The sequence below is a fragment of the Amycolatopsis halotolerans genome (genome assembly GCF_042647905.1).
Lineage (GTDB): Bacteria > Actinomycetota > Actinomycetes > Mycobacteriales > Pseudonocardiaceae > Amycolatopsis > Amycolatopsis halotolerans.
Genome location: NZ_JBHRWI010000062.1, coordinates 175,439 through 202,178 on the forward strand (window position 1 = coordinate 175,439; position 26,740 = coordinate 202,178).

General features: G+C 69.5%; 25 protein-coding genes. 14 read left to right on the top strand and 11 right to left on the bottom strand.

The window, feature by feature from the left end; genetic code table 11:
* The first annotated feature begins 106 nt into the window (after positions 1-106).
* The 3 genes from ACFORO_RS40275 to ACFORO_RS40285 are packed head-to-tail and all read left to right on the top strand — an operon-like array spanning position 107 to position 3,556.
* Complete coding sequence (locus ACFORO_RS40275; protein WP_354748171.1) at positions 107-421, top strand: hypothetical protein; 315 nt, start codon at positions 107-109, stop codon at positions 419-421.
* On the top strand, positions 421-3,090 hold the full coding sequence (locus tag ACFORO_RS40280; RefSeq protein WP_377874029.1) for a hypothetical protein: 2,670 nt from the start codon (positions 421-423) through the stop codon (positions 3,088-3,090). The genes ACFORO_RS40275 and ACFORO_RS40280 overlap by 1 nt, the downstream gene beginning before the upstream one ends.
* Before the next feature lie 16 nt (positions 3,091-3,106).
* Positions 3,107-3,556 carry a hypothetical protein gene (locus tag ACFORO_RS40285; protein WP_377874030.1) on the top strand — a complete coding sequence of 150 codons (450 nt, stop codon included), beginning with the start codon at positions 3,107-3,109 and terminating at the stop codon, positions 3,554-3,556.
* 14 nt (positions 3,557-3,570) lie between these two features.
* On the opposite strand, the gene ACFORO_RS40290 is transcribed toward ACFORO_RS40285, so the two are convergent.
* Positions 3,571-4,407 carry a dienelactone hydrolase family protein gene (locus ACFORO_RS40290; protein ID WP_377874031.1) on the bottom strand — a complete coding sequence of 279 codons (837 nt, stop codon included), beginning with the start codon at positions 4,405-4,407 and terminating at the stop codon, positions 3,571-3,573.
* 194 nt (positions 4,408-4,601) lie between these two features.
* Here ACFORO_RS40290 and glmS point away from each other — a divergent pair, with 194 nt between their 5' ends.
* The 8 genes from glmS (at position 4,602) to tsaE (ending at position 14,120) form a co-directional block, all read left to right on the top strand.
* Entirely contained in the window at positions 4,602-6,464 is a 1,863-nt protein-coding gene (glmS, locus tag ACFORO_RS40295; protein WP_354748163.1) for a glutamine--fructose-6-phosphate transaminase (isomerizing), read from the top strand.
* 11 nt (positions 6,465-6,475) lie between these two features.
* Positions 6,476-7,921 (top strand): NAD(P)H-hydrate dehydratase, encoded by a 1,446-nt coding sequence (locus ACFORO_RS40300; protein WP_377874032.1) that lies wholly within the window; start codon positions 6,476-6,478, stop codon positions 7,919-7,921.
* Between the two features lie 159 nt (positions 7,922-8,080).
* Positions 8,081-8,905 carry a DeoR/GlpR family DNA-binding transcription regulator gene (locus ACFORO_RS40305; RefSeq protein WP_354748160.1) on the top strand — a complete coding sequence of 275 codons (825 nt, stop codon included), beginning with the start codon at positions 8,081-8,083 and terminating at the stop codon, positions 8,903-8,905.
* The gene (gene xylB / locus ACFORO_RS40310) at positions 8,895-10,328 is read left to right on the top strand and encodes a xylulokinase (RefSeq protein WP_377874033.1); all 1,434 of its coding nucleotides are present in this window, start codon (positions 8,895-8,897) and stop codon (positions 10,326-10,328) included. The genes ACFORO_RS40305 and xylB overlap by 11 nt, the downstream gene beginning before the upstream one ends.
* 3 nt (positions 10,329-10,331) lie before the next feature.
* On the top strand, positions 10,332-11,432 hold the full coding sequence (locus tag ACFORO_RS40315) for an ABC transporter ATP-binding protein (RefSeq protein ID WP_354748156.1): 1,101 nt from the start codon (positions 10,332-10,334) through the stop codon (positions 11,430-11,432).
* A 29-nt stretch (positions 11,433-11,461) separates the two neighbouring features.
* Positions 11,462-12,583: an alanine racemase gene (gene alr / locus ACFORO_RS40320; RefSeq protein WP_377874034.1), complete on the top strand. Its 1,122-nt coding sequence runs from the start codon at positions 11,462-11,464 to the stop codon at positions 12,581-12,583.
* Entirely contained in the window at positions 12,580-13,668 is a 1,089-nt protein-coding gene (locus tag ACFORO_RS40325) for an alpha/beta fold hydrolase (RefSeq protein ID WP_162834387.1), read from the top strand. Before alr ends, ACFORO_RS40325 begins: the two co-directional genes overlap by 4 nt.
* Complete coding sequence (gene tsaE, locus ACFORO_RS40330; protein ID WP_377874035.1) at positions 13,665-14,120, top strand: tRNA (adenosine(37)-N6)-threonylcarbamoyltransferase complex ATPase subunit type 1 TsaE; 456 nt, start codon at positions 13,665-13,667, stop codon at positions 14,118-14,120. Before ACFORO_RS40325 ends, tsaE begins: the two co-directional genes overlap by 4 nt.
* Before the next feature lie 67 nt (positions 14,121-14,187).
* On the opposite strand, the gene ACFORO_RS40335 is transcribed toward tsaE, so the two are convergent.
* The 9 genes from ACFORO_RS40335 to ACFORO_RS40375 form a co-directional block, all read right to left on the bottom strand.
* Positions 14,188-15,591 (bottom strand): MFS transporter, encoded by a 1,404-nt coding sequence (locus tag ACFORO_RS40335; protein ID WP_377874036.1) that lies wholly within the window; start codon positions 15,589-15,591, stop codon positions 14,188-14,190.
* Between the two features lie 389 nt (positions 15,592-15,980).
* Positions 15,981-17,297 (bottom strand): carboxyl transferase domain-containing protein, encoded by a 1,317-nt coding sequence (locus tag ACFORO_RS40340; RefSeq protein WP_377874037.1) that lies wholly within the window; start codon positions 17,295-17,297, stop codon positions 15,981-15,983.
* Positions 17,294-18,715 carry an acyl-CoA synthetase gene (locus ACFORO_RS40345; protein ID WP_377874038.1) on the bottom strand — a complete coding sequence of 474 codons (1,422 nt, stop codon included), beginning with the start codon at positions 18,713-18,715 and terminating at the stop codon, positions 17,294-17,296. Before ACFORO_RS40345 ends, ACFORO_RS40340 begins: the two co-directional genes overlap by 4 nt.
* 109 nt (positions 18,716-18,824) lie before the next feature.
* Positions 18,825-19,571 (bottom strand): ESX secretion-associated protein EspG, encoded by a 747-nt coding sequence (locus tag ACFORO_RS40350; protein ID WP_354748143.1) that lies wholly within the window; start codon positions 19,569-19,571, stop codon positions 18,825-18,827.
* Between the two features lie 3 nt (positions 19,572-19,574).
* A complete protein-coding gene (locus tag ACFORO_RS40355; RefSeq protein WP_377874039.1) occupies positions 19,575-20,876 on the bottom strand; it encodes a hypothetical protein in 1,302 nt (433 codons plus the stop codon).
* On the bottom strand, positions 20,876-21,544 hold the full coding sequence (locus ACFORO_RS40360) for a DUF3558 domain-containing protein (RefSeq protein ID WP_377874040.1): 669 nt from the start codon (positions 21,542-21,544) through the stop codon (positions 20,876-20,878). Before ACFORO_RS40360 ends, ACFORO_RS40355 begins: the two co-directional genes overlap by 1 nt.
* Positions 21,544-22,137, bottom strand: coding sequence for a DUF3558 domain-containing protein (locus ACFORO_RS40365; RefSeq protein WP_377874041.1), 594 nt, complete (start codon positions 22,135-22,137; stop codon positions 21,544-21,546). The genes ACFORO_RS40360 and ACFORO_RS40365 overlap by 1 nt, the downstream gene beginning before the upstream one ends.
* A 4-nt stretch (positions 22,138-22,141) precedes the next feature.
* Entirely contained in the window at positions 22,142-22,630 is a 489-nt protein-coding gene (locus ACFORO_RS40370; RefSeq protein WP_377874042.1) for a hypothetical protein, read from the bottom strand.
* A gap of 112 nt (positions 22,631-22,742) precedes the next feature.
* Entirely contained in the window at positions 22,743-23,288 is a 546-nt protein-coding gene (locus ACFORO_RS40375; protein ID WP_354748218.1) for a DUF3558 domain-containing protein, read from the bottom strand.
* A gap of 81 nt (positions 23,289-23,369) precedes the next feature.
* Between ACFORO_RS40375 and tsaB the strand changes: the two genes are divergently transcribed.
* From tsaB to tsaD, 3 genes are read left to right on the top strand one after another with little or no spacing between them, the layout of a single operon-like run.
* A complete protein-coding gene (gene tsaB / locus ACFORO_RS40380; protein WP_377874043.1) occupies positions 23,370-24,035 on the top strand; it encodes a tRNA (adenosine(37)-N6)-threonylcarbamoyltransferase complex dimerization subunit type 1 TsaB in 666 nt (221 codons plus the stop codon).
* Positions 24,032-24,514: a ribosomal protein S18-alanine N-acetyltransferase gene (gene rimI / locus ACFORO_RS40385; protein ID WP_377874044.1), complete on the top strand. Its 483-nt coding sequence runs from the start codon at positions 24,032-24,034 to the stop codon at positions 24,512-24,514. The genes tsaB and rimI overlap by 4 nt, the downstream gene beginning before the upstream one ends.
* Positions 24,514-25,560 (top strand): tRNA (adenosine(37)-N6)-threonylcarbamoyltransferase complex transferase subunit TsaD, encoded by a 1,047-nt coding sequence (tsaD, locus tag ACFORO_RS40390; RefSeq protein WP_377874045.1) that lies wholly within the window; start codon positions 24,514-24,516, stop codon positions 25,558-25,560. The genes rimI and tsaD overlap by 1 nt, the downstream gene beginning before the upstream one ends.
* Here tsaD and wecB read toward each other — a convergent pair.
* Positions 25,541-26,704, bottom strand: a complete 1,164-nt coding sequence (gene wecB, locus ACFORO_RS40395; protein WP_377874047.1) for a non-hydrolyzing UDP-N-acetylglucosamine 2-epimerase — start codon at positions 26,702-26,704, stop codon at positions 25,541-25,543. The two genes, tsaD and wecB, sit on opposite strands and share 20 nt — an antisense overlap.
* Between the last annotated feature and the right edge of the window lie 36 nt (positions 26,705-26,740).

Genomic DNA, 26,740 nt, shown 5'->3' on the forward strand with positions numbered 1-26,740 from the left:
CTCCTCGTCACTCTCCGGGTACATTCCGTAGACGAGTGTCCGGCACCGCCGACGGCTTTTGTGCGTCCAAGGTCCGGAAGCACTGGGCAGTCGAGGAGGGGCGAGCGTGGGGAACCGGCAGAATGTCGATCCGCAGATGCTGGAGACGGCGGGCGGATTCGTGCGGGACGCGGCGAAGGACCGGCTGCAGACGACGCTGCCCGCGTTGAAGCAGCTGCAGATCACCGAAGCGGACTTCGGGCGGAAGCACCACGGCTCGTTCCAGCTGTACAAGACCGGAATCGAGGCGGTCGGCAAGTGCGTCGACAGCTACGTGAAGGCGTCTGAGGACTTCGGGAACAACCTCGGGTCGGCGAGCAAGAAGTACACGTCCAACGAGGCGAGCAGCTCGGACTCCATCACGAAGAGCGGCAAGCGCTGATGGCCGAGCGCAGCGGGAACTTCCCGACTTTCCAAGAGTTCCAGCAGTTGATGAACGACCCCAGCATCGACAGCAACACCAAACGGGGGCTGGCGCTTCGCTACTTCGACTACGTCGAGGACGAAGACGACGACGGCGAAGCGCAGAGTTACGGCTTTCAGAGCGACGAAGACCGCAACCATTGGCGCGACTACTACAAGGACAAGCTGTCCATCTCCGAAGGAGACATGGACTGGGAGTGGTCGAGCGAAAGCGACGTCTACGACTGGTACGGCAAGGCAAAGGACCAGGCGGACAAAGGCGCGAAGGCGGCGCAGGACAAGCAGCAGCAGGCGGTCGACGGCGACAAGCAGAAGCTGAAAGACCAGGGCGCCAAGAACACTGACACGGATCCGGGTGTCGCGAACTCGAACGAGATCCTCGACCTCGGCGTCTCGGGCCTGCAACCGTTCCGGAACCTGCTGCCGCTCTACAGCCGCGCCCGTGGACTGGTCGCGCAGAACCTGCCGGACCATCCGTTCCAGCCGCACGTCGGCGACCCGTTCGACGAGCAGCGGGACATCCCGTTCGACAAATTCAAGGCCGCTGCCAAGGAATTGACGGACGTCAACGCGTCCATTGTGGACGCCGCGGCGGATCAGGACAACCGGATGGCGACCGTGTTCGCCAACTGGTCGGGCAACGCGCGGGATTCGGCTCAGCAGTCCTGGAAGGGGATCACCGACGGCACGAAGGCTGTCGAGCAGACCCTGAAGGACGGGGCGGGCCTGATCGACCGCAGCATCGCCTCGATCGCGAAGCTGATCCGGGCGAAGTGCCAGTGGCTGCAGGATTACTACATCACCGAGTACCCCAACAAGGGCGACTTCTCGCCCGGCGACATCGACCGGCTGATCCGGGTCGCCGAGATGGGCCGCAACGCGAGCGACGACGACTTCAAGCATTTTGTTCGACTCATGCCTCAGGACATGAAGGACAAGATGGACGACGACAGCTGCGATCTCAACGACGAGACCAAGGACGCCGGGCAGGAGTGGGCCAAGAAGTGGCTCGCCGGGTTCTGCGGGTTCATGGACAAGCACGTCACCAACTGGCAGCAGGTCTGCGAGCACACGCGGACGAGCGTCGACCAGGTGTGGAACGAGCTCGGCGCGTCGCTGGGCAAGGCTCGCGAGGATCTCTTCACCACGTCGTCGAAGCCCGCTGACCAGGGCGGCGGGAAGCAGCAGGACGGGGGCGGCCAGCAGACCACGCCGTCGTCGTCGGGCGGTGGCGGCAAGGACTCGGGGATGCCGAGCACCGGCGGCTCCGGGCCGGTCCCGGCCGCGGCGCAGACGCCCAAGATGCCGGAAACGCCGCAGACTCAGCCGCAGCCGGCCGAGGGGCTCAACCCGGTCACCCATCAGCCGCTCGAGGTCGATCCGAAGACCGGGCAGCCGTATCCGATCGACCCGAAGACGGGCGCGGCGCTCAAGCCCGAAGAGCCCGAGACCATGACCGTCGAGCACGACGGCCACAAGATCTCCATGTCCGAACCCGGCAAGGACGGGCACATGGGGATCAGCGTCGACGACGGCACGGGCAAGCAGAAGACTTACGACCTCGACTTCGGCGACCAGGAGAAGCCGGGTGCCACGCAGCCGCCGGGGACTCCGGGGCAGCAGCATCCGGACCCGGCGGCCGGGCCCGGTCCGCAGGGCCACGACGGAGCGCAAGGGACTGGCCAGGGGCACGACGGAGTCCCGGCCCAGGACGCCGCGAAGAGCCACGACAGTGCGCAGGGACACGAGGGCACGCAGGGATCCGGGCAGAAGTACCAGCCCGGTCCGGACGGCAAGATCCACATCCAGGACGGCAAGCTGTCGATCGTGGCCGAGCGGCCGTCCGGAGCCGACGGCCCGACGGTCGTGACCATCGACGACGGATCCGGCCATCCGACGAAGTACACCCTCGGCGACGACGGTGCGCTGAACCCGGGCAACCACAACGGGGGAACCGGCGGCGGTGGAGCCGCTGCGGCTTCGGCGGTCGGCGGGCAGGCCACGCCGGGCGGTCCTACGCCGCCCGGTACGCCGGTGCCGGACGCGGCGGCGGGCCAGCCAGTGGCCGCTGCCGCCAACCAGGCCGTCCCGGATCAGGTCGCCGCGCAAGGACATCAAGCCCCGGATCAGGTCGCCGCGCAAGCACATCAAGCCGTCCCCGGTCAGCCAGCCGCGCAGGAGCACCAGGTCGTCCCCGGCCAGCCGCCCTCGCACGAACTGCCCGCGACGCACGAGCCGGCAGCGGCCGCGGCGGCGTCGGGACCGGACGATTCGACGAGCGCCCAGTCCGTGCTCGACCCGTTCTCCGCCGACCCCGGGATCGGCACCGCTCCGCACGTCGGCCTCGGCGACATCGGCGACCCGATGGCGGCCTCGGCAGGCGACGCTCCGCCGACCGACACCTCGCAGCTCGGCACCGCGCCCGTGCATCACGAGGCGAGCGGCTCCGGCACCCCGGCCATGATGGGCGGCGGAATGATGGGCGGCCTCGGCAATGCGCCGGGCGGCGGAGGAGAGCAGGAACGTTCGTCGAGCGCGTACCGTGTCGACGGCGGTCTTTTCGGTTCGCAGTCCAACTCGAACCGGATCAGCGGTTCGTTGCTCGACGACGATCAGCCTGGCCGTTAGAACGGGGGAGGACGCGGTGAGCAGCGAAGACCTGGGGGCGGGGTTCCGCCACAAGATGGCCCAGATCGAACGCGAGGCGGAGGAACGGCTCGCGTTGATCGGCAGCCGGGTCCGGAAAGACCTCAAGGAAAGCAAAGAGGCCAGCGACAAGCAGTTGCGCACGGTCGGCCAGGTGATCGTCCGCGTGCAGGAGAGCGCCCGCCGCGCGGCGAAGGCCGGCGGCTGGGTGATGGAGTCGACCGTCGGCGACAAGCCCAAGGGCGAGGTCAGCTTCGGGTTCGAGGACGACGAGGCGGAGAAGGAACGTCGCGCCGGCTACGTGTCCGCCGAGCCCGCTGCCGAGCGGCCGAGCACGCCTCCTCCTGCTCCGGCACCGCCTGCCGCGGCTCCGGCGTCGGGGCGGCATCGGCGTGGCGTGCACCACGACGAGGACGACTACACGAACACCGACTGGCTGGCTACCTGAGCCGAACCGGCTGATCAGGCAGCCGGTTCCTCGTCCTCGGGAACCTCGATCGGCGCGCGCTTCACATCCGCGTCCAGCAGCGGCAGGTACTTGTCCGTACCCGTCAAATGCGTGAGAAAGAACGCAGTGAACAGCGCCTTCGCCAACTGCTGAGTCGCCCGTTGCGGCTTGCCCTGCAGCAGCAACTGGCTCCAGTGCCGGCCCTCCGTCACCGCCAGGTGCGAGGACTTCGCCAGCGTCCGCAGCTGCACCGGACCGGCCCAAGCCTGGGCGATCGCATCCGCGTGGCCGACCGCCGGGGCCACCAGGTCGCCGTCCACGGCCAGGTGCAGACCGGGGGCGCCGATCACCTTCGCGGCTTCCGTCGCGGGCGGGAACGTCTGCGCCGCGGCCACTGTCGCCACCGCGCGGACCTTGGGGCGGGCGTCGTCGCCTGCTCCGGCGGACTGGGCGGCTGCGAGCACTGCCGAACCGCCGCCGGTGGAGTGGCCTGCCAGGCCCAGTTTCTCCGGGTCGACGCTGATGCCGTCCGGGCCGAGGCGGACCGTGGTGATGACGTCGAGCGTCGTCAGCAGGTCGCCGGCCAGGAGGCGGTGCGACGGGAGCGGGCCCAGCTGGGTCGCGGGGGCCGCGGCGACCACGCCCCAGCTCGCGAGGTGGTGCAGGAGCTGCCGGTAGCGGGTCGCCGGCTGCATCCAGCCGTGCCCGAACGCGATGGCGGGCAGGCCAAGGCCTTGGCGCGGGGTGAACACGACGCCGGGCAGTCCGACCAGGGCGAGGTTGCCGCGCAAAACCTCGTGGGGTCCCGGGTGGGACAGCTCCGTGAGCAGCTGCTTGGGCTTGCTGGCCATGCGCGTGACCTTACTGCCCGTGCCCCGCCCCGGCCCGGTGCGCCACCCCGATCGGTTTAGGGGTCCGCCGCCGGACTGCGCGCGCACCCGGTCAAGCGTTGTCCGGGAGGCCGCTCGCCCAGCTCAGCGGCACTGAAAACCCCGCTCTAGGGACCGGAGTAGGGGACTGGACTTGTCTCGTTACGCTAGTTCGCGTGTGTGGAATCGTGGGATACGTCGGACACCGCCCGGCTCTGGACGTCGTGCTCGGTGGGCTCCGCCGCATGGAATACCGGGGCTACGACTCGGCTGGCGTGGCGGTGCTGGACGGTGCCGGCGCGCTGACAGTCGAGCGCAAGGCCGGCCGTCTGGCCAACCTGGAAGCCCGGCTCGACGAGGTCGGCCGCGACGCGTTCGCGGGGACCGCGGGCATGGGGCACACCCGCTGGGCCACGCACGGGGCCCCGATCGACCGGAACTCGCACCCGCACCGGGACACCACCGGCCGCGTGGCCGTGGTGCACAACGGGATCATCGAGAACTTCGCCGCGCTGCGCGCCGAGCTCGAGGCCGCGGGCATCGAGATGGCCAGCGACACCGACACCGAGACCGCCGCGCACCTGGTTTCCCTCGCTTACTCCGAGGGCGACACCAAGGGCGACCTGCCGGCCAGCGTCGCCGCGGTGTGCCGTCGGCTGGAGGGCGCGTTCACGCTCGTCGTGACGCACGCGGACGAGCCGGACACGATCGTCGCCGCGCGCCGGTCGTCGCCGCTGGTGGTCGGGGTCGGCGAGGGCGAGCACTTCGTCGCTTCCGACGTCGCCGCGTTCATCGAGCACACCCGCGAGGCCGTCGAACTGGGCCAGGACCAGCTGGTCGTCATCACCCGCGACGGTTACGAGGTCACCGACTTCCACGGCGACGCCGCGCAGGCCAAGCCGTTCACCGTCGACTGGGACCTGTCGGCCGCCGAAAAGGGCGGCCACGAGTACTTCATGCTCAAGGAGATCGAGGAGCAGCCGGAGGCGCTGGCGAACACGCTGCGCGGGCACTTCGAGGCCGGCCGGATCATCCTCGACGAGCAGCGGATTTCCGACCAGGACCTGCGTGACGTCGACAAGGTCTTCGTCATCGCCTGCGGTTCGGCGTATCACTCGGGCCTGGTCGCGAAGTACGCCATCGAGCACTGGACGCGGCTGCCGGTCGAGGTGGAGCTGGCGTCGGAGTTCCGCTACCGCGACCCGGTTCTCGACCGCGACACGCTCGTCGTCGCCGTCTCCCAGTCCGGCGAGACCGCGGACACCCTCGAAGCCGTGCGGCACGCGCGCGAGCAGAAGGCCCGCGTCCTGGCGGTCTGCAACACCAACGGCGCGCAGATCCCGCGCGAGTCCGACGCGGTGCTGTACACGCACGCCGGGCCGGAGATCGGGGTCGCGTCGACCAAGGCGTTCCTCGCGCAGATCGCCGCGAACTACCTCGTCGGTCTCGCGCTGGCGCAGGCGCGCGGCACGAAGTACCCGGACGAGGTCGCCCGCGAGTTCGCCGAGCTGGAAGCCATGCCGGCCGCGGTGCAGAAGGTGCTGTCCACTGTGGAGCAGACGCGCGAGATCGCGCGGCGGATCTCCGACTCGCGCGCGGTGCTGTTCCTCGGCCGCCACGTCGGGTTCCCGGTGGCGCTGGAAGGCGCGCTGAAGCTGAAGGAACTCGCGTACATGCACGCGGAGGGCTTCGCGGCGGGCGAGCTGAAGCACGGTCCGATCGCGCTGATCGAAGAGGGCCTGCCGGTCGTCGTCGTGATGCCGTCGCCGAAGGGCCGCGCGGTGCTGCACTCGAAGCTGGTGTCGAACATCAGCGAGATCCAGGCGCGGGGCGCGCGCACGATCGTGATCGCCGAGGAGGGCGACGAGACCGTGCGCCCGTTCGCCGACGAACTCATCGAGGTGCCCGCGGTGCCGACGCTGCTGCAGCCGCTGGTCTCCACGGTGCCGTTGCAGGTGCTGGCCGCGGAGATCGCCAGTTCCCGCGGGTACGACATCGACAAGCCGCGTAACCTGGCGAAGTCCGTCACTGTCGAGTAGCGGGAGCCGCCGTGCAAGGAATCTGGACTACAGAACGGATTCGCGCGGCGGAAGACCTGCTGCTCGCGCGCACTCCGGACGGCGAGCTGATGCGCCGGGCCTCCTTCGGCCTCGCCGCCGAGGTGGCCGGGTTGCTGGCCGAGGACACCGGCGGCGTCTCCGGGCGGCGGGTCGTGCTGCTGGTCGGCTCGGGCAATAACGGCGGCGATGCCTTGTGGGCTGGCGCTTTCCTGCGTCGGCGCGGGGTCGCGGTCGCTGCCGTACTGCTGAAGCCGGAGAAGGCGCATCCGGCCGGATTGGCTGCGCTGCGGCGATCCGGCGGCCGTATGGTGTCCATTGCGGACAGTCCACAGTGGATCGAGCAGGCGGATGTCGTCGTGGACGGCATCGTCGGCATTTCCGCCCGTGGCCCACTGCGTCCCGACGCCGCCGAACTGGTGGCGCAGATCGAAGCGCCGGTTGTGGCGGTGGATCTGCCAAGTGGCGTTGACCCGGACACCGGTGCGGTTGACGGTCCGCACGTCACCGCCGCGCGCACGGTCACGTTCGGCGCGCTGAAGCCCGTGCACGTACTGGCTCCAGAGGAATGCGGCGAGGTCGTACTGGTCGACATCGGTCTGCGGCCGTGGCTGGACGAGCCGGACCTGCAGCGCCTGGATCTCGCCGACGTCGCCGAGGCATGGCCGATTCCCGGCCCGGAGGACGACAAGTACACCCAAGGCGTCGTCGGCATCGCGGCCGGATCGGCGACATATCCCGGGGCGGCGGTGCTCGCGTCCGGTTCCGCGGTCCGCGCGACGGCGGGCATGGTCCGCTACGCCGGACACGCGGCGGACGTCGTGCGCTCGCGCTGGCCGGAGATCGTCGCGACCGGCTCGGTCACCGACGCGGGCCGGGTGCAGGCGTGGGTGGTCGGCCCGGGCATCGGCACCGGCGGCGAAGGCCGGGAAATCCTGCGGCACATCCTCGGCCAGGGCGTCCCGGTGTGCGCGGACGCCGACGCCACCACGCTCATCGCGCACACTCCCGAAGTCCTCGACGCCCGCGACCCGGACACTCCGCTCGTGCTCACCCCGCACGCTGGCGAATACGAACGCCTGATGGGCCGCCGCCCGGGCGCGGACCGAGTCGCGGCGGCGCGGGAGGCGGCGAAGAAGTACGACGCCGTCGTGCTGCTGAAAGGCCATTGCACAGTCGTCGCCGCTCCGGACGGCCGCGTCGCCGTGAACACGCCACGCGGTTCGTGGCTGGCCACCGCAGGCTCCGGCGATGTGCTGACCGGCCTGGTCGGCTCGCTGCTCGCCGCCGGGCTTGACCCGTGGCTGGCCGCCGCAGCCGCCGCGCAGGTGCATTCGCTGGCGGGCGCACTTGCCGCCGAGGACGTGCCGACGTCGGCATCCGGTCTGGTCGACGCCATCCCCGCCGCGCTCCGGCTGGTCCGCGCCGCTACCCGCTGACCCGCGCTGCCCCAATGTGGCATTGGGTGCATCTCACGCACCCAATGTGGCGTTCGGTGCGTCTGACGCACCCAATGCCACATTGGGGCGCTTGAAGGTGACGCAGGAGTTATCGAGTTACGTGTTAACTCGGGCCGAGATATCTGGTAAGAACAAGGTGTGAGTCGAGACACGCCAGGACGGCCGAAGACGCGCCCGTCCGACGCCGCGGTGGAACAGCGCCGTCAGGAGATCCTCGACTACGTCATTGACCAGGGCGAAGTCCGGATCGACGACCTCACTGAGCGGTTCGGCGTCAGCCTCATGACGATGCACCGCGACCTCGACGATCTCGCCGACAAGCGGCTGCTGCGCAAGCTGCGCGGCAAGGTCGAGGCGTATCCGGCGCTCACCATGGAGACCGCCAGCCGGTTCACGTTGCATTCGGCCGAGAAGGAAGCCCTCGCGGAGCTCGCGATTCGGCAGGTCGAGCCCGGCCAGACCGTGTTCGTGGACGACTCCACCACGCTGTTCCCGCTGGTCGAGCGGCTGGCCCAGCTCGAACGCCGCACCGTCATCACCAACTCGCTGCAGGCCGCGCGGCTGCTGGGCACCGGCGTCGACGTGGTCCTGGCAGGCGGGCATTACGACCCCGAGTACGACTCCTGCTCCGGCCCCGATGTGCTCGCGCTGCTTGAGCGCATTCGCGTGGACATCGCGTTCGTCTCGGTGAGTGCGGTCGCGGTGGGCAGGCTGTTCCACCCGGTCCGCGACTACGCCGAGCTGAAGAAAGCCGTGCTGCGCGCCGCGAACCGCAACGTGCTGGTGCTCGACCACTCGAAGTTCGGCCGCACCGCGACGTACGCGCACGGCACCGTCGGCGATTACGACCTCCTGATCACCAGCGAAGCCACTCCGACCGAGGAGATCGAGGCCGCGCTGAACGAGGGAACGGCGGTCGAGGCCGCGGAGTACGTCGAGGAGGGGCAGCCCTATGACAGCTGAACTGGTGGCCGGGGTCGATTCGTCGACGCAGTCGACCAAGGTCGTGGTCTGCGACGCGCGCACCGGCGAGATCGTGCGCACCGGTCGGGCACCGCATCCGGACGGCACCGAGGTCGACCCCGCAGCGTGGGCGCAAGCGTTTGCGGACGCCACTCGCGACGTCCTCGACGGCGTGAAAGCCATCGGCGTCGGCGGTCAGCAGCACGGCATGGTCACGCTCGACGAGGCGGGCGAGGTGGTCCGTCCGGCGTTGCTGTGGAACGACACCCGCTCCGCGCAGGCAGCCAAAGATCTGACCGAGGAGCTGGGCGGACCCGGCGTCTGGGCGAAGTCGGTCGGGCTGGTGCCGGTCGCCAGCTTCACCGTCACCAAGCTCCGCTGGCTCGCCGAGCACGAACCGGAGAACGCCGATCGCGTCGCGCGCGTTCTGCTGCCGCACGACTGGCTCACCTGGCGGCTGCTCGGCCGTCCGGAAACCGCGGTGACCGACCGCGGCGACGCCTCCGGCACCGGCTATTTCTCCCCGACCGACAACACTTATCGCCCCGACGTCCTCGCGCACGCGTTCGGCGGCCGCACCCCGGATCTGCCCACGGTGCTCGGCCCGGCCGACGTCGCCGGGCACACCAGCGACGGCATGCTCGTCTCCGCAGGCACCGGCGACAACATGGCCGCCGCACTCGCCCTCGGACTGGCTCCGGGCGACGCGGTGATCTCGATCGGCACCAGCGGCACGGTTTTCGGCGTCACCGAGACCGGCGCGGCCGACGCGAGCGGCCTGGTCGCCGGATTCGCCGATGCCACCGGCCGCTTCCTTCCGCTGACCGCAGCTCTCAACGCCGCCCGCGTGCTCACCGCGGGCGCGGCGATGCTCGGCGTCGACCTGACCGAATTCGACCGGCTCGCGCTGTCCGCCGAACCGGGCGCGGGCGGGCTCACGCTGCTGCCGTACCTCGACGGCGAACGCACCCCGAACCTGCCCGGAGCGACCGGCTCGCTGCACGGTCTGACCAGGGCGAACATGACGCCGGAGAACGTCGCGCGGGCGACCGTCGAGGGCATGGTCTGCGGGTTGGCCGCCGGGCTCGACGCGGTGCGCGCGCAGGGCATGGCCGTGAAGCGCGTGCTGCTCATCGGCGGCGGCGCTCAGTCCGCCGCGGTGCGGGCGATCGCGCCGATCGTGCTCGGCCTGCCCGTGGTGATTCCCGAGGTCGGCGAGTACGTCGCGCAGGGCGCCGCTCGGCAAGCCGCCTGGGCGCTCGCGGGCACCGCCGAACCGCCCGTGTGGCACGGGACCGAAAACCAGCTCGAACTGGACGAGCCGACCGGGGCGCTGCGCGCCGCCGGAATCGAGATCCAGCAACGCCACCTCGAGGCGCGCGAGGCCGCGCACGGGGTTTCCGCGAAATTGGGAGAGGACTGACCGATGGCCAGCATCACCTACGACAAGGCGACCCGGCGCTACTCCGGGACCGAGCGTCCCGCCGTCGACGCGCTGGACCTGGAAATCGCCGACGGCGAGTTCCTCGTGCTGGTCGGGCCGTCGGGTTCGGGCAAGTCCACCGCGCTGCGGATGCTCGCGGGCCTGGAGGACATCGACGAGGGCGCGGTCTGGATCGGCGACCGCGACGTCACGCAGCTGCCGCCGCGTTCGCGCGACATCGCGATGGTGTTCCAGAACTACGCGCTGTACCCGCACATGACGGTCGCGCAGAACATGGGCTTCGCGCTGAAGATCGCCGGGCGGCCCGCGTCGGAGATCAAGCAGAAGGTGCTCGACGCGGCGAAGCTGCTGGACATCGAGCAGTACCTGGACCGCAAGCCGAAGGCGCTGTCGGGCGGTCAGCGTCAGCGCGTCGCGATGGGCCGCGCCATCGTGCGTGAGCCGCAGGTGTTCCTCATGGACGAGCCGCTGTCGAACCTGGACGCGAAGCTGCGTGTCTCGACCCGTACGCAGATCGCCGCGCTGCAGCGCCGGCTCGGCGTCACCACCGTGTACGTGACCCACGACCAGGTCGAGGCCATGACGATGGGTGACCGCGTCGCGGTGCTGTCGGACGGTCTGCTGCAGCAGTGCGACACCCCGCGCGCGCTGTACGACCGGCCCGAAAACGTCTTCGTCGCGGGCTTCATCGGTTCCCCGGCGATGAACCTGGTCGCCGCGAAGCTCACCGCGGACGGCGCCGAGGTCGGCGGCGTGCAGGTGCCGCTCAAGCCTGAGGTGCGTTCCGCGGCCGACGGCGACACGGTCACCATCGGTTTCCGTCCCGAGTCGCTGGAAGCCACCACCGACACCGACGGCACGCTGCCGATCAAGGTCGAACTGGTCGAGGAGCTGGGCTCGGACGCTTACGTCTACGGCAAGCTCGGCGCCGGTGTCGAGGAGTCCGCGGAGGGTGCGTCACGCAACGTGGTCGCGCGCGTCGACCCGCGTACGCCGCCGCGCATGGGCGACACCCTGCACCTGCGGATCCGCCCGGACGAGCTGCACGTCTTCTCCGGTACTTCCGGGCAGCGTCTCTCTTGAGTCGATGACGTGGGAAACTGGCAGTCGTTATGACTGCCAGTTCTCCGCACGCCGAGACCGTGGTCGATCTCGGCGCTGTGCGCCACAACGTTTCCTTGCTGGCCGACCGGGCACCCGGTGCGGCCGTGATGTGCGTGGTCAAAGCCGACGCGTACGGCCATGGCGCGATTCCGGTAGGCCGCGCCGCTGTCGAAGCCGGGGCCGCCTGGCTCGGCACCTGCTCGCTCCAGGAGGCCCTTGACCTGCGGGCGGCCGGGCTGTCAGTCCGGCTGTTCAGCTGGCTGGACGTCCCGGAGCTGGATTTCGCGCCCGGCATCGAGGCGGACATCGACCTCGGCGTCAGCTCTCTCGGTGAGCTGGCCCGGGTCGACGCCGCCGCGAAGCTCGCCGGAAAGCGTGCCCGCGTGCACCTGAAAATCGACACCGGTCTGTCGCGCAACGGTTGTCCGCCCGCCGACTGGGCGGCGCTGGTCGAGGCGGCGGCCAAGGCGCGCGGTGTCGAGGTAGTGGCCATCTGGTCGCACCTGGCCTGCGCCGACGAGCTGGGCCACGCGTCGATCGACGCGCAGGCGAAGCTGTTCGCCGAGGCCTACGACGCGGCCCTCGCCGCCGGGCTCGACCCGATCCGGCACCTGGCCAACTCCGCGGCCACGCTCACCCGGCCCGACCTGCACTTCGACCTGGTCCGCCCGGGCATCGCGATGTACGGCCTCAACCCGGTGCCCACCGACGACGACCTGCGCCCGGCGATGACGTTCCGCTCCAGCGTGGTCCTCACGAAGCCGCTCGCCGCCGGCGAATCCGTCTCCTACGGCCACACCTGGACCGCGCGGGAGGACACCACGCTCGCGCTCGTGCCCGCCGGATACGCCGACGGGGTGCCGCGCACGCTGTCCGGCCGGATGGATGTCTGGCTGGGCGGGCGACGGCGGCCAGTCGTCGGGCGGGTCTGCATGGACCAGCTCGTGGTGAACGTCGGCAACGAGGACGTGCCTCGCGTCGGCGACGAGGTCGTGCTGTTCGGGTCCGGCCGCTCCGGCGAGCCGACCGCGCGCGAATGGGCGGACAAGCTCGGCACCATCGACTACGAGATCGTCACCTCGATGTACCGGCCGCGCGTACAGCGCCGGTACGTGGGGGAGCGGGCGTGACTCCTTCGGCGCGGCTGTGGGCGATCGTCGGCGGAGTCGGAGCGGTGGTGACGGGTGCCGCAGCGGCAGTTGTCGCGACGCAGCAACGCAAACCGACCGAGGACCCGTTCGCCGACGAGCCGCTCGGTGAGCTGAAGCCAGACCGTACGTCCACTGTCGCCGCCGAAGACGGCACGCCGCTGTCGGTCGAGGAGATCGACCCTGAGGACGGCGAAAAGCCGGAGCTGACTCTCGTCGGCGTACACGGCTTCGCGCTTTCGCGGCGCTCGTGGCACTTTCAGCGTCGCGACGTCGCTTCGCTGCGACTGCCGCGCGTACGGCAGGTCTATTTCGACCATCGCGGCCACGGTCTGTCCGGAGAGGCGTCCACTGAGACGTCGACGATCGAGCAGCTCGCGCACGACCTCGACAGCGTGCTGCGCGCGATGGTGCCCGAAGGACCGATTGTCCTCATGGGACATTCCATGGGCGGCATGGTGATCATGGAGTTGGCAGCGCAACGGCCAGACCTCTTCGAGGACCGCGTATGCGGCGTCGCCTTCATCGCGACCGCGGCGGGCGAAGTGGGCGCGCGTGGGTTGCCGAGGCCGTTGTTGTCCAAGTACAACCCGCTCACGCGCGGCGTAGGCGAGCTGGCCGGATGGCAACCCGGGTTGGTGGAGTTCGTCCGCGCAGCCGGCGGTCAGCTGACCCGGCAGGCAGTGCGACGGCTCGCGTTCGGCAGCCGCGACGTCTCGCCGCGGCTGGTCGACTTCATGCTGGAAATGCTGGCTGTCACGCCGGTGCGCGGGCTGATCAACTTCGTCGACACACTCGGCAGCCACAATCGCTACGCTGTGCTGGCCGGGCTGAAACACGCACAAGTGCTGGTCATCGGCGGCGACTCGGACCGTTTCACACCGTTCGCGCACGCCGAGCGGATCGCCGCCGAGCTGCCGGACGCCGAGCTGGTGCGCGTGCGCGGAGCCGGGCACATGGTGCAGCTCGAACAGCCTGAGCTGGTGAACAGCCATCTCATCGACCTGCTGCAGCGCTGTGGTGGCAGCGCCGCGCCGAACCGGCGAAACTGGTGGTGGACAAGGTGATTCTGGAAACCCCCGAGGACACGATGGCCTTCGGGCGGACCCTGGGCGCGGCCCTGCGCGCGGGCGACCTGGTGCTGTTGGACGGTCCGCTCGGGGCCGGGAAGACGACGCTGACCCGCGGGATCGCGGACGGTCTCGGCGTCGGCGGACGGGTCAGTTCGCCGACGTTCGTGCTGGCGCGGGTGCACGCCGCGGGCGCCGCCGGGGTCCCGTTGATCCACGTGGACGCGTACCGGCTCGGCGGCGATCTGTCCCAGTTGGACGACCTCGACCTGGACACCGACCTGGAGTCGTCCGCGGTGGTCGTCGAGTGGGGCGAGGGCAGCGCGGAGCGGCTGTCGGAGGACCACCTGGTCGTCCGGCTGGCCCGCCACGACGACGACACCCGGACCGTCGTGCTGGAACCGCACGGCTCCTGGACCACCCGGGTCGACGAGCTGCAAGCGGCCTGACCGTCCGTGAAGGGCCCCTTGAGGGAATCAGATTCCTTCAAGGGGCCCTTCACGGCTCGTTAGGCGATTACCGCCCGGCAGTGGCTTCCTCGCTGGCGGACAGCGAAGGAGCCGAGCCAGGCAACGGCTTCCGCGCCGTCTCCTTCAGCTTCAGCAGCGTGATCACCCCGACCACCCCGGCGATCATCAGGTAATACCCAGGCCACTTGAGATCCCCGGTGGCCAGCACCAGCGCGCTCATCACCAGCGACACCGTCCCGGCGAACGCCGACACGAAGATGTTGAACGAGATCGACAACCCGCCGTACCGGACCTCGGTCGGGAACAGCGCGGGCAGCGTGGACGGGCAGGTCGAGGAGAAGCAGATCAGCAGCAGTCCCATCAGGATCAGGCCGAGCAGCACCGAGATCAGCGACCCGCTCTTGAGCAGCAGCACCATCGGCAGGCCGAGCACGATCAGCCCGCCCGCGCCGACCCACAGGATCGGCTTGCGGCCGTAGCGGTCGCTGAGCTTGCCGAGGAGCGGGATCAGCAGCACGCCCAGCCACAGCACGCCGATCTGCAGCCACTCCGCCGCAGTGGCCGAGATGGCCTGTCCGCCGTTCTCGGACATCGTGCGGTCGTCCTTGAGGTAGGTCGGCATGTAGCTGGTGAGCATGTAGTTGGTGACGTTCCAGGTCACCACGAGCCCGCCGGCCAGCAGCATCGTCGGCCAGTACTTCGCGAAGATCGTGCGGACCACGTGCTTGGCCTCGGCGTCCTCGCGCTTGCCCGACTCGTCGAGCAGCTGCTGGAACGCGGGCGTCTCCTCGAGCTTCGTCCGCAGGTAAACCCCGACGATGCCGAGCGGCAGCGCCACCATGAACGGGATCCGCCAGCCCCAGGTGTCCATGAAGGCCGGCGTCGACACCAGCGGGAGCACCGACGAGACGGTCGCGCCCAGCGCGTACCCGATGAAGGTGCCGAACTCCAGGAAGCTGCCGAAGTAGCCGCGGCGGCGGTCCGGGCTGTACTCGGCGATGAACGTCATCGCGCCCGCGTATTCGCCGCCGGTCGAGAAGCCCTGCAGGACCCGCGCGCAGACCAGCAGGATCGGCGCGGCCAGCCCGATCGAGGAGTACGACGGGATCAGTCCGATGAGGAAGGTGCCGGTCGCCATCAGGATCACCGTCACCGCGAGCACCTTGGTCCGGCCGATCTTGTCGCCGAGCGGACCGAAGAACAGCCCGCCGAGCGGACGCACCAGGAACGCCACCGCGAAGGTCGCGAACGTCGCGAGCTGGGCCAGCGCGGGATTGCCGGGCGGGAAGAACTGGGCCTCGATGGTGGTGGAGAGGTAGCCGTAGACCCCGAAGTCGAACCACTCGGTGATGTTGCCGACCGCGGCCGCGCCGACCGCCCGGCGCATCGTCTTGTCGTCCGTGACCGTGGCGCCGCCCGACGGCCCCCTCCCGTCTGCTGCCTCTGTCACATCGCTCCTTTCGCGTTTTCAGGACTCACTGCGCAGAGCCCCCGACATCACCTACCGCGAGCGATCCAAAGCGTAACGTGATACGTCTCACTCCCGCACGGGGGTAGCGCAGGTAACGCGTAGCGGGGACCATGCGTTATAGCAGGTAGATACCTGTTAAACCCCATCAACTCGCACACGTCGGCCAGCGGATCACCCGGATTCGCCGACGGCATCGGCGTGCGCACCCCGTGAGGAGGAGCCGCAATGACGGCAGTATTCGTGGCCATCGCAAGCTGTGCAACCGCGGGAGTCGCTGTCGCGGCTACCCTCGCGTCCTACGCGCAGCGCAAGTGGCGGGTCCGCGCCGTCGAGGCGTGACCCGTTAGGACTCTCCGGGCTCTAGGTCGCTAGGGCTCGACAATTCCGACTGCCAGGCCGAGGCCGACCAGATCCTGCGGGCGCAACCGCAGCTGGTCGGCCACGGCAGGCACGTCGGTCATCGGGCGTTTCAGGATCGCCGCCGCCGCTTCCGGCGAAGTGACCGAGAAGTAGGCGTCCGGGGCGATCCAGGTCGTGCCCGGCGCGGCGAAAGCCAGCGCGCCGCCGGAACCGCCTTCGCCGATCACCAGCGTGGTGACGGGCACCGCGGCGGTGGCGATCGCCTCGAACAGTTCCGCGATCGCTGGTCCGATCCCGCCTTCTTCCGCTTCCGCGTCGTTTGCCGCGCCGGGAGTGTCCACAAGCGTCAACACCGGAATCCCTAGCCGGGATGCCAGCCGGATAAGCCGTGCTGCGGTGCGAAAGCCTGCTGGACGCGTCGCGGTGCCGCACTGTGCTGCGTACGCGATCGTGCGGTCTTCTCGCCAGCCGAAGCCACATTGGACGCCTTCGTCGACGTGACCGGCACGGTCGCCTTGGACGTTCTCTCGCCAGTCGAAGTACGCGTCGAGGTACTCGGGTGCGCGCGCTCGCGAAGAAGCGCGCGCTGTCCGTACGGCTTCCCAGCCGGTTTCGGGCAGCGTGGCGTCGCGACGGGCGTTAGGCGGGGGCGCGGGCTCTGTCGACGGCGAAGCCAATAGCTGTAGCCATCGCGCGAGCACGTCACCCAGCTCGTCTGTTTCAACGAGACGGTCGACCTGTCCCCATTCCAGCTTCGCTTCGACGGTGTACGCCTCCGCGGGCGACGTCGCTGGCCGTACGCGGGAGCCTGCGAAGCCCACTTGGGCGTCTGGCAGTCCCAGCACGACGTCGGAACCGGCACCGAGCGTCGCCCAGCCGCCGCCGGTGGACGGGTTGCGCAGAACGGAAATCTGCGGCACACCCGCCGCGCGCGCGTCCGCGGCGGCGCGCGCGATTCGCTGGAGCTGGGAAAGCGCGCGCATGCCGTGCTGCATCCGGCTGCCGCCAGTCGCGACCAGCGACACCACAGGTAGCCCACGCTCTTTCGCGTGGGCGAAAGCGGCTTCGACGCGGTCGCCGGTCTGCTGTCCGATCGAACCGCCGAGGAACCCGAACTCCCAGGCGATCAGCACAGTGGGCACGTCGCCGATCTTCGCCTCTCCGACGACGACCGATTCGGTCTCGCCGGTGCGCGCGGCGGCTGCTGCCCTGGCCTCCGGATAGCCCGGCCAGCCGAGCGGATCGTCCGCCGGGGTGTCCGCGAGGGACAGGTCGGTGAACCCGGCGGAGATGGCGGCCAGCAGCTCGCGCGCGGTGCTGTTCATCCCAGCGCTCGCTTCATGACTTTGCCCATGTCGTTGCGCGGCAACGCATCCAGGTACCGCACGACGCGCGGCCGCTTGTGCGGGGCGAGCAGCTTCGACACGTGGTCGGCGAGTTCTTCGAGCGTCGGGCGCTCGCCGTCCGGCACGACCCACGCGACGATGCGCTCGCCGAGGTCGTCGTCCGGTTCGCCGGTCACCGCCACCTCGGCGACCTTCGGGTGTTCCAGCAGCGCGTTCTCGATCTCGCCCGCGCCGATCTTGTAGCCGCCGCTCTTGATCAGGTCGGTGGCCTTGCGCCCGACGATCCGGACGTAGCCGTCGGGGTCGCGGGTGGCCATGTCGCCGGTGCGGAACCAGCCGCCGTCGAGCGCGGCGGCCGTCGCGTCCGGCCGGTTGAGGTATTCGGTGAACAGATTCGGCCCGCGGACCTGGATCTCGCCGACCGCGTCGGGCTCGCTGATTTCGGCGCCGGACTCGTCGACCAGCCGCAGGTCGACCCCGGCGAGCGGAACGCCGACCGAACCCGGCTTGCGCTCGCCGTCGGCGCGGACGCTGGTGTTCATCAGGGTTTCGGTCATGCCGTAGCGCTCCACGACCTGCTGCCCGGTCGCGGCGGTGATCCGCTGGTGGTCGTGCACCGGCAGCGCGGCCGAGCCGGAGACCAGCAGCCGCGCGGACTTGAGCGCGTTGGCGAGGGCTTCATCGGTCGCGACCGTTTCAGCGATCCGGTGGTACATCGTCGGGACGCCGAACAACATCGTCGCGCCGTTCGCGAGTTCCTCGGTGACTCCCTCAAGGGAGAACCGCCCCAGATGACGAACCGAGCCGCCGCGGCGCAGCGGCCCGAGGATGCCCAGGATCAAGCCGTGCACATGGAACAACGGCAGGCCATGGACGAGCACGTCGTCAGCCGTCCACTGCCAAGCGTCCTCAAGCGCGTCGAGAGTGGTCGCGATCGAGCGGCGAGGCAGCACGACGCCCTTGGGCGGGCCGGTCGTGCCGGACGTGTAGACGATGAACGCGGGAGCCTCGGCGTCCGGCTCGCTGGCTGGCAGTTTCCCGTCGCCTTCAAGCGGAATGTCGCGACGCGGCAGGTCGAGCGCGGCGGGCAGTTCGACGCCGGGTTCGGCGAGCACCAGCGCGGGCTCGCTGTCGGCGAGGATGTGCCCGAGTTCGCGTTCGCCGATCTTGGGGTTGAGCGGCACCACCGGAACCCCGGCGAGCAGCGCGGCGACCACCGCGACGCTGGTGTGCAGCGTCGGCGTCGCCCACACCGCGACCCGGCGGTCTCGGGGCAGTTCGGCGGCCAGCGCGCCGGCGACCGCGCCGAGCTCGGCGTAGGTGAGTTTTCGGTCTCCGAAGCGCAGCGCTTCCTTGCCGGATCCGGCGGCGACTGCGGGGAACAGCGGATCGGGCACTTTCGCGGACCTCCTGCGTCACCGGCACCTGGAACCGCACCGTACCGCCTTGTGGCGGTGGCCACCTGCGACGCGATTCACAGATCCTGATTGTCAGGGGTACCCAGGTTCAGGCGAGATTATCGAGCAGCGCGCGCACCCGTTGGACCATCGTTTCGTAGCGGCCGGGGGCGACGTTCACGTACCGCTCGCCGCCCTCGGTTTCGGAGAACGAGAACAGGTAACGGCCGTGCTCGGTGTCGTAATACGTGCAGATGTCGCGCCCGCTGATCCGCCGCCCGCCAAGCCCGTCCCGGACGGCTGCCGTGATCTGCCCGCCGCCGACGCGGGGGAGCGCGGCAACGTCGAGCAAATGCCGGACGTCCTGCCGCGCCGGCCCGCCGTCGATCGCCAAATTCAACGCCGATTCCGGCACCGACACCGCCTGCCCCTGCGCGGGCTGGACGCGCGGCAGCTCCCGGATCAAGTCCTCCGCCAACGCTTCCGGCCGGGCCGGCCGCAACACCACAGTGCCGGTGGACGGCATGTGGCACGCGAGCACCGCGTCCTTGTTCAATGCCGCGACGACCAGCCAATACCGCCGATCCCGCCCGCTTTCGACGGTCGCCGACAGCTCACTGGCCCCGCGGCACAACACGGTCATGGTCCGGACGAACGTCTCGTCCGGACCGCCGCGCCCCCAGACGCCTTGGTCGGCCATGGCGTTCACCGCGGCTTCGCGATACGCGTGCGTCTCCTCGGGGTCGCGCCAGATCGGGTCCGGCGAGAGCGCCGCCGGGAGCGAAACCCCGGCGAGCTCCGCCGCGACGGGAAGGCAATCGGCAGGGAGCACCACCTCGCGGGCGAGCACCAGCATCCGTCAGAGCCCGATCACCGGCGGAACCGCCTTGGGAAGGTCCCCGATGAGGGCGGCGTCCGGGTCCTGCTCGACCAGGTAATCGGCGGTCTCGTGGACGAGGTCGTCTTCCCCTTCGCCCTTCTGCCCGCGGCCCATCGCGCCCGCACCCATGCCCGACGCCCCCGCGCGCCCGTTGGCTCCGGCCGCTGCTCCACCTCTGGCGACGCCTTCAGCGTTGCCACCGAACGGCCCGGTACCGGTACCCGCTCCTCGGCCGACGCTGTTGCCTGGGTTGCCCGCGTTGCCACTGCCTGGGTTGCCCGAGTAGCCGCTGCCGGTTCCCGGAAGCCCCGGCGTGTACAGACTGCTGCTGCCGCCGTTGGGGTTGGCGGTGTTGGGATTGCTGCTGTTGAACGACCAGGAGTTGGGGTTATTGGTGCTGTTGGGATTGTTGGTGCTGGTGAGATCCGGCGGAACGTACCCGGAGGTCCGAGTGTCATCCGGCAGATCGCTGTGCGGCGGGTGGTACTTGCCCGGCGTCTCCGTCGGACCGTTGTGCGGCGGAGGCCCCGAATCCCACCGGTGAGTGTCCGTGGGAGGCAACGCCCCCGGCGGCCCGGTGCGATCGTTGGTGTGATCGCGGTGGCTGGTGTTGTCGCCGGTGCTGCTGCCGGTGTTGTTGTCGGCGACGTAGCCGCCCTCGGAGTGCGTGCCAGCGGTGCCGCCAGGCCCGCCCGGGGTGTAGTGCGCGGGCAGATGAGCGGTACCGGTGCCGCCGGGCTGCGTAATGGTGAAGTCACCGCCGGCGGAGGGCATCGCTAGCTGCCCGTATTGCGACGGGTCCGCCCAGCGCGCGGAGTTTTCCGTCGATTCCCCGTGGTACGACTCGTAACTGCTGACGACTTCTTGCGCTTTCTTGTTCCAGGCATCGATCTCGCTGGAGCGGTTGGAGAGGAAAGACAACGGAGTGTCGCTGACCCAGTCGTCCGCCGGTTTGTCCCCGAGATCGCCGACCGACGTGATTTTGTCGCGCAGTCCGTCGAAGGAACCGCCCTGACCGGAGTAGAGCGCCTGAGCCTGCGCGAGGTGCTGGCCACTGGTCTGAGACGCCTGAACCAGCGGCCCAGCCCCGACGTAAGCCCGCCCGGCGGCGTCGCCCTTCCAGTACTCGTCCATCGAGCTCTGGAGCTGCCGCATTTCGCTGGCGATGTCCTCGTGCTGAGTGGAGAGGGCCGCCGATTGGTCGGAACCGTGGAACATGCCGCCGGAACCCTTGCCCGATTTGACCAGGCGAACGATCTCCTGCGGGGTGAGGTTAGCCATCAAGCACCTGCCTTGAGAGTGGTGACGGCAGCGGCGGCTGTCTTTGCTGCCAGTGAGCACGGATCGTTGTAACCGGGGAACGATTTGTCGAGCATCACGGAGGCGGTGAAGGTCTCGTCGTCTTTGATCCCGACGGCGATTTGGCAGCCGCCGCGTTTCCGGTCGTCGGTGGTGCCTGCGAAGACGGCTGGGTAGCCGTTGACGTCGGGGGCGACCTCGAAGTACCCGGATTCGCTGTCGCTGTTGGAGTAGGCGGCGGCGAGGCCGCCTTGGTTAGGGAGCAGCCCGAGGCCGACGCTGTTGTCCCTGTCGTCGTACCAGGTGCAGATGGGCGCGACGAGACCCTTGCCCTGGCGGTTGCGGACGGAGTTGATGACCTCGGTGGCCTGGGTTTGGCTTAGCAGTGAGCAGGGGTTCTGCTCGTATTTGGTCGCGTCGAGGGGGTTGCTCACCTTGGGCACGCTGCGCGCGGTACTTGTCGGTGCCGAGGAGGACTCGGGTGTCGCTGGAACCGGGGTGCCTGGGGTCGTGGAACAGGCGGTGACAGCGAGAAGGAGGAAGCTCCCGGCCGCAGCGAAGGCGACAGGCTTTACTGATTCGGGCCGTGTGGCCGCGGAGCGGTCGGCGTCGCGCATGCGGATGACGTCCAACACGATGCGGCTCGCCATCACGTACCCGCCTTGATCGTCGTGATGGCGGCCGCGGCCGTTTTGACTGCCAGCGAGCACGGATCCTGATAGAGAGGCGATGCTGGCTGGAGCAGGATCGAACTGGTGAAGGTTTCGTCGTCGGCGATACCGACGATGGCCTGGCAGCCACCGCTTTTCCGGCTGTCGGTCGTTCCGGAAAGAACTGCCGGGTAACCGTCGATGTCGGGGATCGCTTCGAAGTAGCCAGACTGGCTGTCCTGGTGTTGGTACGCGCTGGCCAAGCCGCCCTGGTGCGGGAGGAGCCCGAGCCCGATCCGGTTGCCGTCGGCGTCGTACCAGCTGCAGATGGGCGCGACGGCGCCTGCGGCCTGGCGGTTGCGGACAGAGCTGATGAGCTGGGTCGCTTGGGCCTGGCTGAGCAGGGCGCAGGGGTTCTGCTCGTATTTGGTCGCGTCGAGCGGGCTGGTCACCCGTGGCACGCTGCGCGCGGTGCTGGGCGGCGCCGCGGACGACTCCGAGGTCGCCGGGGCTGGGGTGCCCGGCTTGGAAGAACAGGCGGTCACAGTGAGTAGCAGGAGCGCGCCTGCCGCAGCGTAAACGGTCGTCTTCACCGGCTCATCCTTGCTTGCGCAGGCCGTCGGTGTTCGCTCGCTCCTGTTTCTCGTACTTGCCGATGGCGTTCTTCAGCTGATTCGCGTAGCCCTGTGCGTAGATCTGTTGCTGCTTGAGGCTTGCCGTATACGCATCGGCGTGACTGTCGGCGGCCTTCTTCTGCAGCGTGCTGGCTGGGTCCTCCGCGGGCTGCGGCAACGCTTTGAACTGATCACCCAGTTGCATCATGTCGCCGAGCTTGTCCGCGATCCCCTGCCATTTCGGCTGCAGTTTCCGCATCGCGTCGACGTCCATGTTGAACCCGCCGCCCGCCGCGGCGGCGTTCACCTTGGCGTCCTCCGCCGCGCGCTGCTGGTAGACGCGCACGCCGTTGGAGTTCATCGCTTCGCCGAACTGCTTGTCCTGGCGGTCGCGCTTGGCCTGCTCCTCCGGGTCGACGTACCCCGCGCGCCCGTCCGCCGGCTGGCTGCTGGACGACTCCCCATTGCCCACGATGACGTTCCCCCTCGCTCCCGGCGGCACTGTCTCCGACTGCCGATGCTTTGACTGAGCTTAATCGGTCGAGGTTCCGCGCGTGGACAAAATCCCCCAAGCCGGGCAGTTGTCAGGAACCTGCCTTGAGGGTGGCCACGACCGCCTGCGCGGCTTTGAGCGCGACCGAGCACGGGTCGCCATAGGACGGGGACCGCGGGAAGAGCATGACTGAGCTGGTGAATGCCTCGTCAGCCTGGACGCCGACTGCTATTTGGCAGCCGCCTTGCGCTCGGTTGTCGAGGACGTTGGTGTAGGCCGCCGGGTAGCCGTCGATTGCGGGGGCTGGGTCGTAGTAGCCAGTGCTGCTCAGGTTTTGGCCGATGGTGGCGAGGCCGCCCTGCACGGGGAGGAAGCCGATGGTCAGGGTGCTGTTCTTGCTGTCGTTCCAGGTGCAGGCCGGGGTGATGGCACCGGTGATCTTGCGGTTGCGGACCGCGTTGAAGACCTCTGCGGCCTGGGGGAGCAGAGCGCAAGGGTCCTGTTCGTATTTCCGCACGTTGAGCGGTTGGGGCCCTTGCGACACGTCGGGCGGCGCGGAGGACTCCGGGGCCGGAGCGGCCGAACAGCCAGCCAAAAGCAGCATCCCGCCGAGCAAGGCCACGAAAGACGGCTTCATCACGGAACGCATCTTTCCCGACCCCCCGTCCGCCCCGCCCGCTCCCCGGTCCCCTTCGGACCAGAGCTATCCTGGGAAATCGTGCTGGTATTGGCGATCGACACGGCTACTCCGGCGGTGACGGCGGGCATCGTCGCTCTCGACGAGGCTGAGCTCGTCACTCGGGCGGACCGCGTCACGGTGGATCCGAGGGCGCACGGCGAGCTGATCGCCCCGCATGCGCTTGCTGCTGCGGACGAGGCCGGGGTCACGCTCCGCGAGCTCGACGCGATCGTGTGCGGCGTCGGGCCGGGGCCCTTCACGGGGTTGCGGGCGGGCATGGCCACGGCGGCTGCGTACGCGCACGCGCTCGGCATCCCGGCGTACCCGGTGTGCAGTCTCGACGCGATCGCTGCGGACGTGGTGCGTACGGAGAAGCCGTTTCTCGTCTTCACGGACGCGCGGCGGCGCGAGGTCTACTGGGCTGCGTACGACGCTTCGGGCGCGCGCACGGACGGTCCGCACGTACAGCGGCCTGCGGACATCGAAACTGACATTCGCGTCGCGGCGGGGGACGGGGCGTTGCAGTACGCGGCGGCGGTCGGCGTGGTGCCGATCGAGCCGCGGTTTCCGTCGCCGGCTGGGTTGGTGCGCGTGGCGCGTACGGCGCTTCTCGAGCGCGCGGAGCCGGAGCCGTTGACGCCGCTGTACCTGCGTCGTCCGGACGCTGTCGAGCCCGCTGCGCGCAAGAGGGTGACCGCGCTGTGAAGCTCGACCAGTTGCGCCGCGCTGACGTCGCGAGGTGCGCGGAGATCGAGAAGATCCTCTTTCCCGGCGACGATCCCTGGAATGCGCGCGCGTTTCATTCCGAGCTCGACCAGGGGCACTACTACTTGGCCGCGCGGTCGGACGACGGGGAGACCCTGCTTGGGTACGCGGGGCTCGCGGTGGTCGGGCGACGCGGCGACTACGAAGCGAACGTCCACACGATCGGCGTCGTGCCGGAGGCGCAGGGGCAGGGCATCGGCAAGGCGTTGCTACGAGCGTTGCTGACTCGCGCCGACGAGTTGCACGCGGCTGTCTTCCTCGAGGTGCGCACGGACAACGATCCGGCCGTGACGCTGTACGAGACACACGGTTTCCAAAAACTCGGCATCCGGAAGCGCTACTACCAGCCTTCCGGTGCCGACGCGTTCACCATGGCCCGCCCCGCGCAGGCCCCGGCACGAGACGAGGTGGCCGGCTGATGGCGCGCGTCATCATGGGCATCGAGAGCTCCTGCGACGAGACCGGCGTCGGCCTCGTCCGGCTGCACGACGACGGCACGGTGGAACTGCTCGCCGACGAGGTCGCGTCCAGTGTGGACCAGCACGCTCGCTTCGGCGGCGTCGTGCCGGAGGTCGCCAGCCGCGCGCATCTCGAAGCGATGGTGCCTACGGCGGAGCGGGCATTTGCCACTGCGGGGCTGAAACTGTCCGATGTGGACGCGATCGCGGTGACGGCTGGGCCGGGTCTTGCGGGTGCGTTGCTGGTCGGGGTTTCGGCGGCGAAAGCCTATGCGACCGCGCTGGATGTGCCGCTGTACGGCGTGAATCACCTTGCCGGGCACATCGCGGTGGACACGTTGCAGCACGGGCCGTTGCCGACGCCGGTGTTGGCGCTGCTGGTTTCCGGCGGCCACACGCAACTGTTGCGAGTGGACGACATCGCGTCGAGCATCACCGAGCTCGGATCCACTGTGGACGACGCGGCGGGCGAGGCGTACGACAAGGTCGCGCGCGTACTCGACCTGCCGTATCCGGGTGGGCCGCCGATCGACAAGGCGGCCAAGCAGGGCAACCCGAAGGCGATCGCGTTCCCGCGCGGCATGACCGGTCCGCGCGACGCGAAGTTCGACTTTTCCTTCTCTGGCTTGAAAACGGCCGTGGCGCGCTGGGTGGAGAACGCCGAGCGCGCTGGCGATGCCGTGCCGGTGAACGACGTCGCGGCGTCCTTTCAGGAAGCTGTTGCGGACGTCCTCACCGCGAAAGCGATCCGTGCCGCGCGCGAGCAGGAGATCGGCACAATCGTGATTTCCGGTGGGGTGGCAGCGAATTCGCGGCTTTCGGAGCTGGCGGCGGAGCGCTGCGCGGCGGCAGGTATCGAGCTGCGCGTGCCGAGGCCGCGGTTGTGCACGGACAACGGCGCGATGATCGCGGCGTTGGGTGCGCACGTGGTGGCGGCAGGCCGGGCGGTGGCACCGTTGGACTTCTCGGCGAACCCGGGCCTGCCGGTCAACATTGTGTCCCTTTAGGACTCACGAGAGCAGCCGCGTCAAGGGGTACCCCTAGCAGCGTCTCGATCGCCGACGCCGACCGTGCCGCTGCGGAGCCGTTTCCATAAGGATTCGCTGACGCGGCAGCGCTAATCTCGCCGCGAAGGATGCGTGCGGCGGTGTCGGTGATCAGCTCCGTGTCGGTGCCGACCAGCCAAGCGCAACCGGCTTCGACGGCTTCCGGGCGTTCCGTCGTGTCGCGCAGCACCAGCACTGGCGTACCGAACGTCGGCGCTTCCTCTTGAATACCACCGGAATCCGTCAGCACGAGCGACGCCAACCGCAGCGCGCGCACGAGATCCGGGTACTCCAACGGCTCGGTGACGGTCACCCGCGCCACTCCGCCCAGCACCTCCTCGACCTGTTCCCGCACAGCCGGATTCGGATGCACCGGGAACAGCACCTGCACGCGCGGGTGGGCGTCGACGATCTGTCGCACCGCAGTCAGCGTGCGCGTCAATGGCTCGCCCCAAGACTCACGGCGGTGCGACGTGACCAGCACCAACTGCTCGCCCGCTTCGGCGATTCCCATCTCCAGCAAGGCAAGCGCCGGTTCGCGGGCGGGCAAATCGCGCGCGGCCACCGCCAGGACCGCGTCGACGACGGTGTTGCCGGTACGCGTAATTCGCTCCGCTGGCACGCCTTCGGCCAGCAACGCCGCGCCCGCAGCCGCGGTCGGGACCAGGTGCAAGGCCGCGATCCGCGAGATCATCTGCCGCGTTCCCTCCTCGGGGAACGGCGACGCCAGGTCGTGCGTGCGCAGTCCGGCTTCGAGGTGCACCACCGGGATCCCGAGCCAGAACGCGGCGAGCGCGCCGGCCAGTCCGGTGGTGGTGTCGCCTTGCACGACTACCGCCGACGGCTGGTACCGGCGCAGCGCGGCGTCGAGAGCGGGCAGCAGGCCGGACACCAGTTCCGCCTGCGTGCCGGTCACTCGCGGCGGCACGTCGAGCCACGCGTCGATCGCCACCTCGAACGGGGCCAGCGCCTGTTCGACCATGCCCTGGTGCTGACCGCTGTGCACGACGAGCGGCCGCAGCCCGGGCCGGGCGTCCAAGGCCAGCGCCAGCGGTGCGAGCTTCACCGCCTCCGGCCGCGTCCCGGCCAGCAGCATCACGTCCAACGTTTTCACCCTTTCGAGTGTCCCGGAAAACCGGGC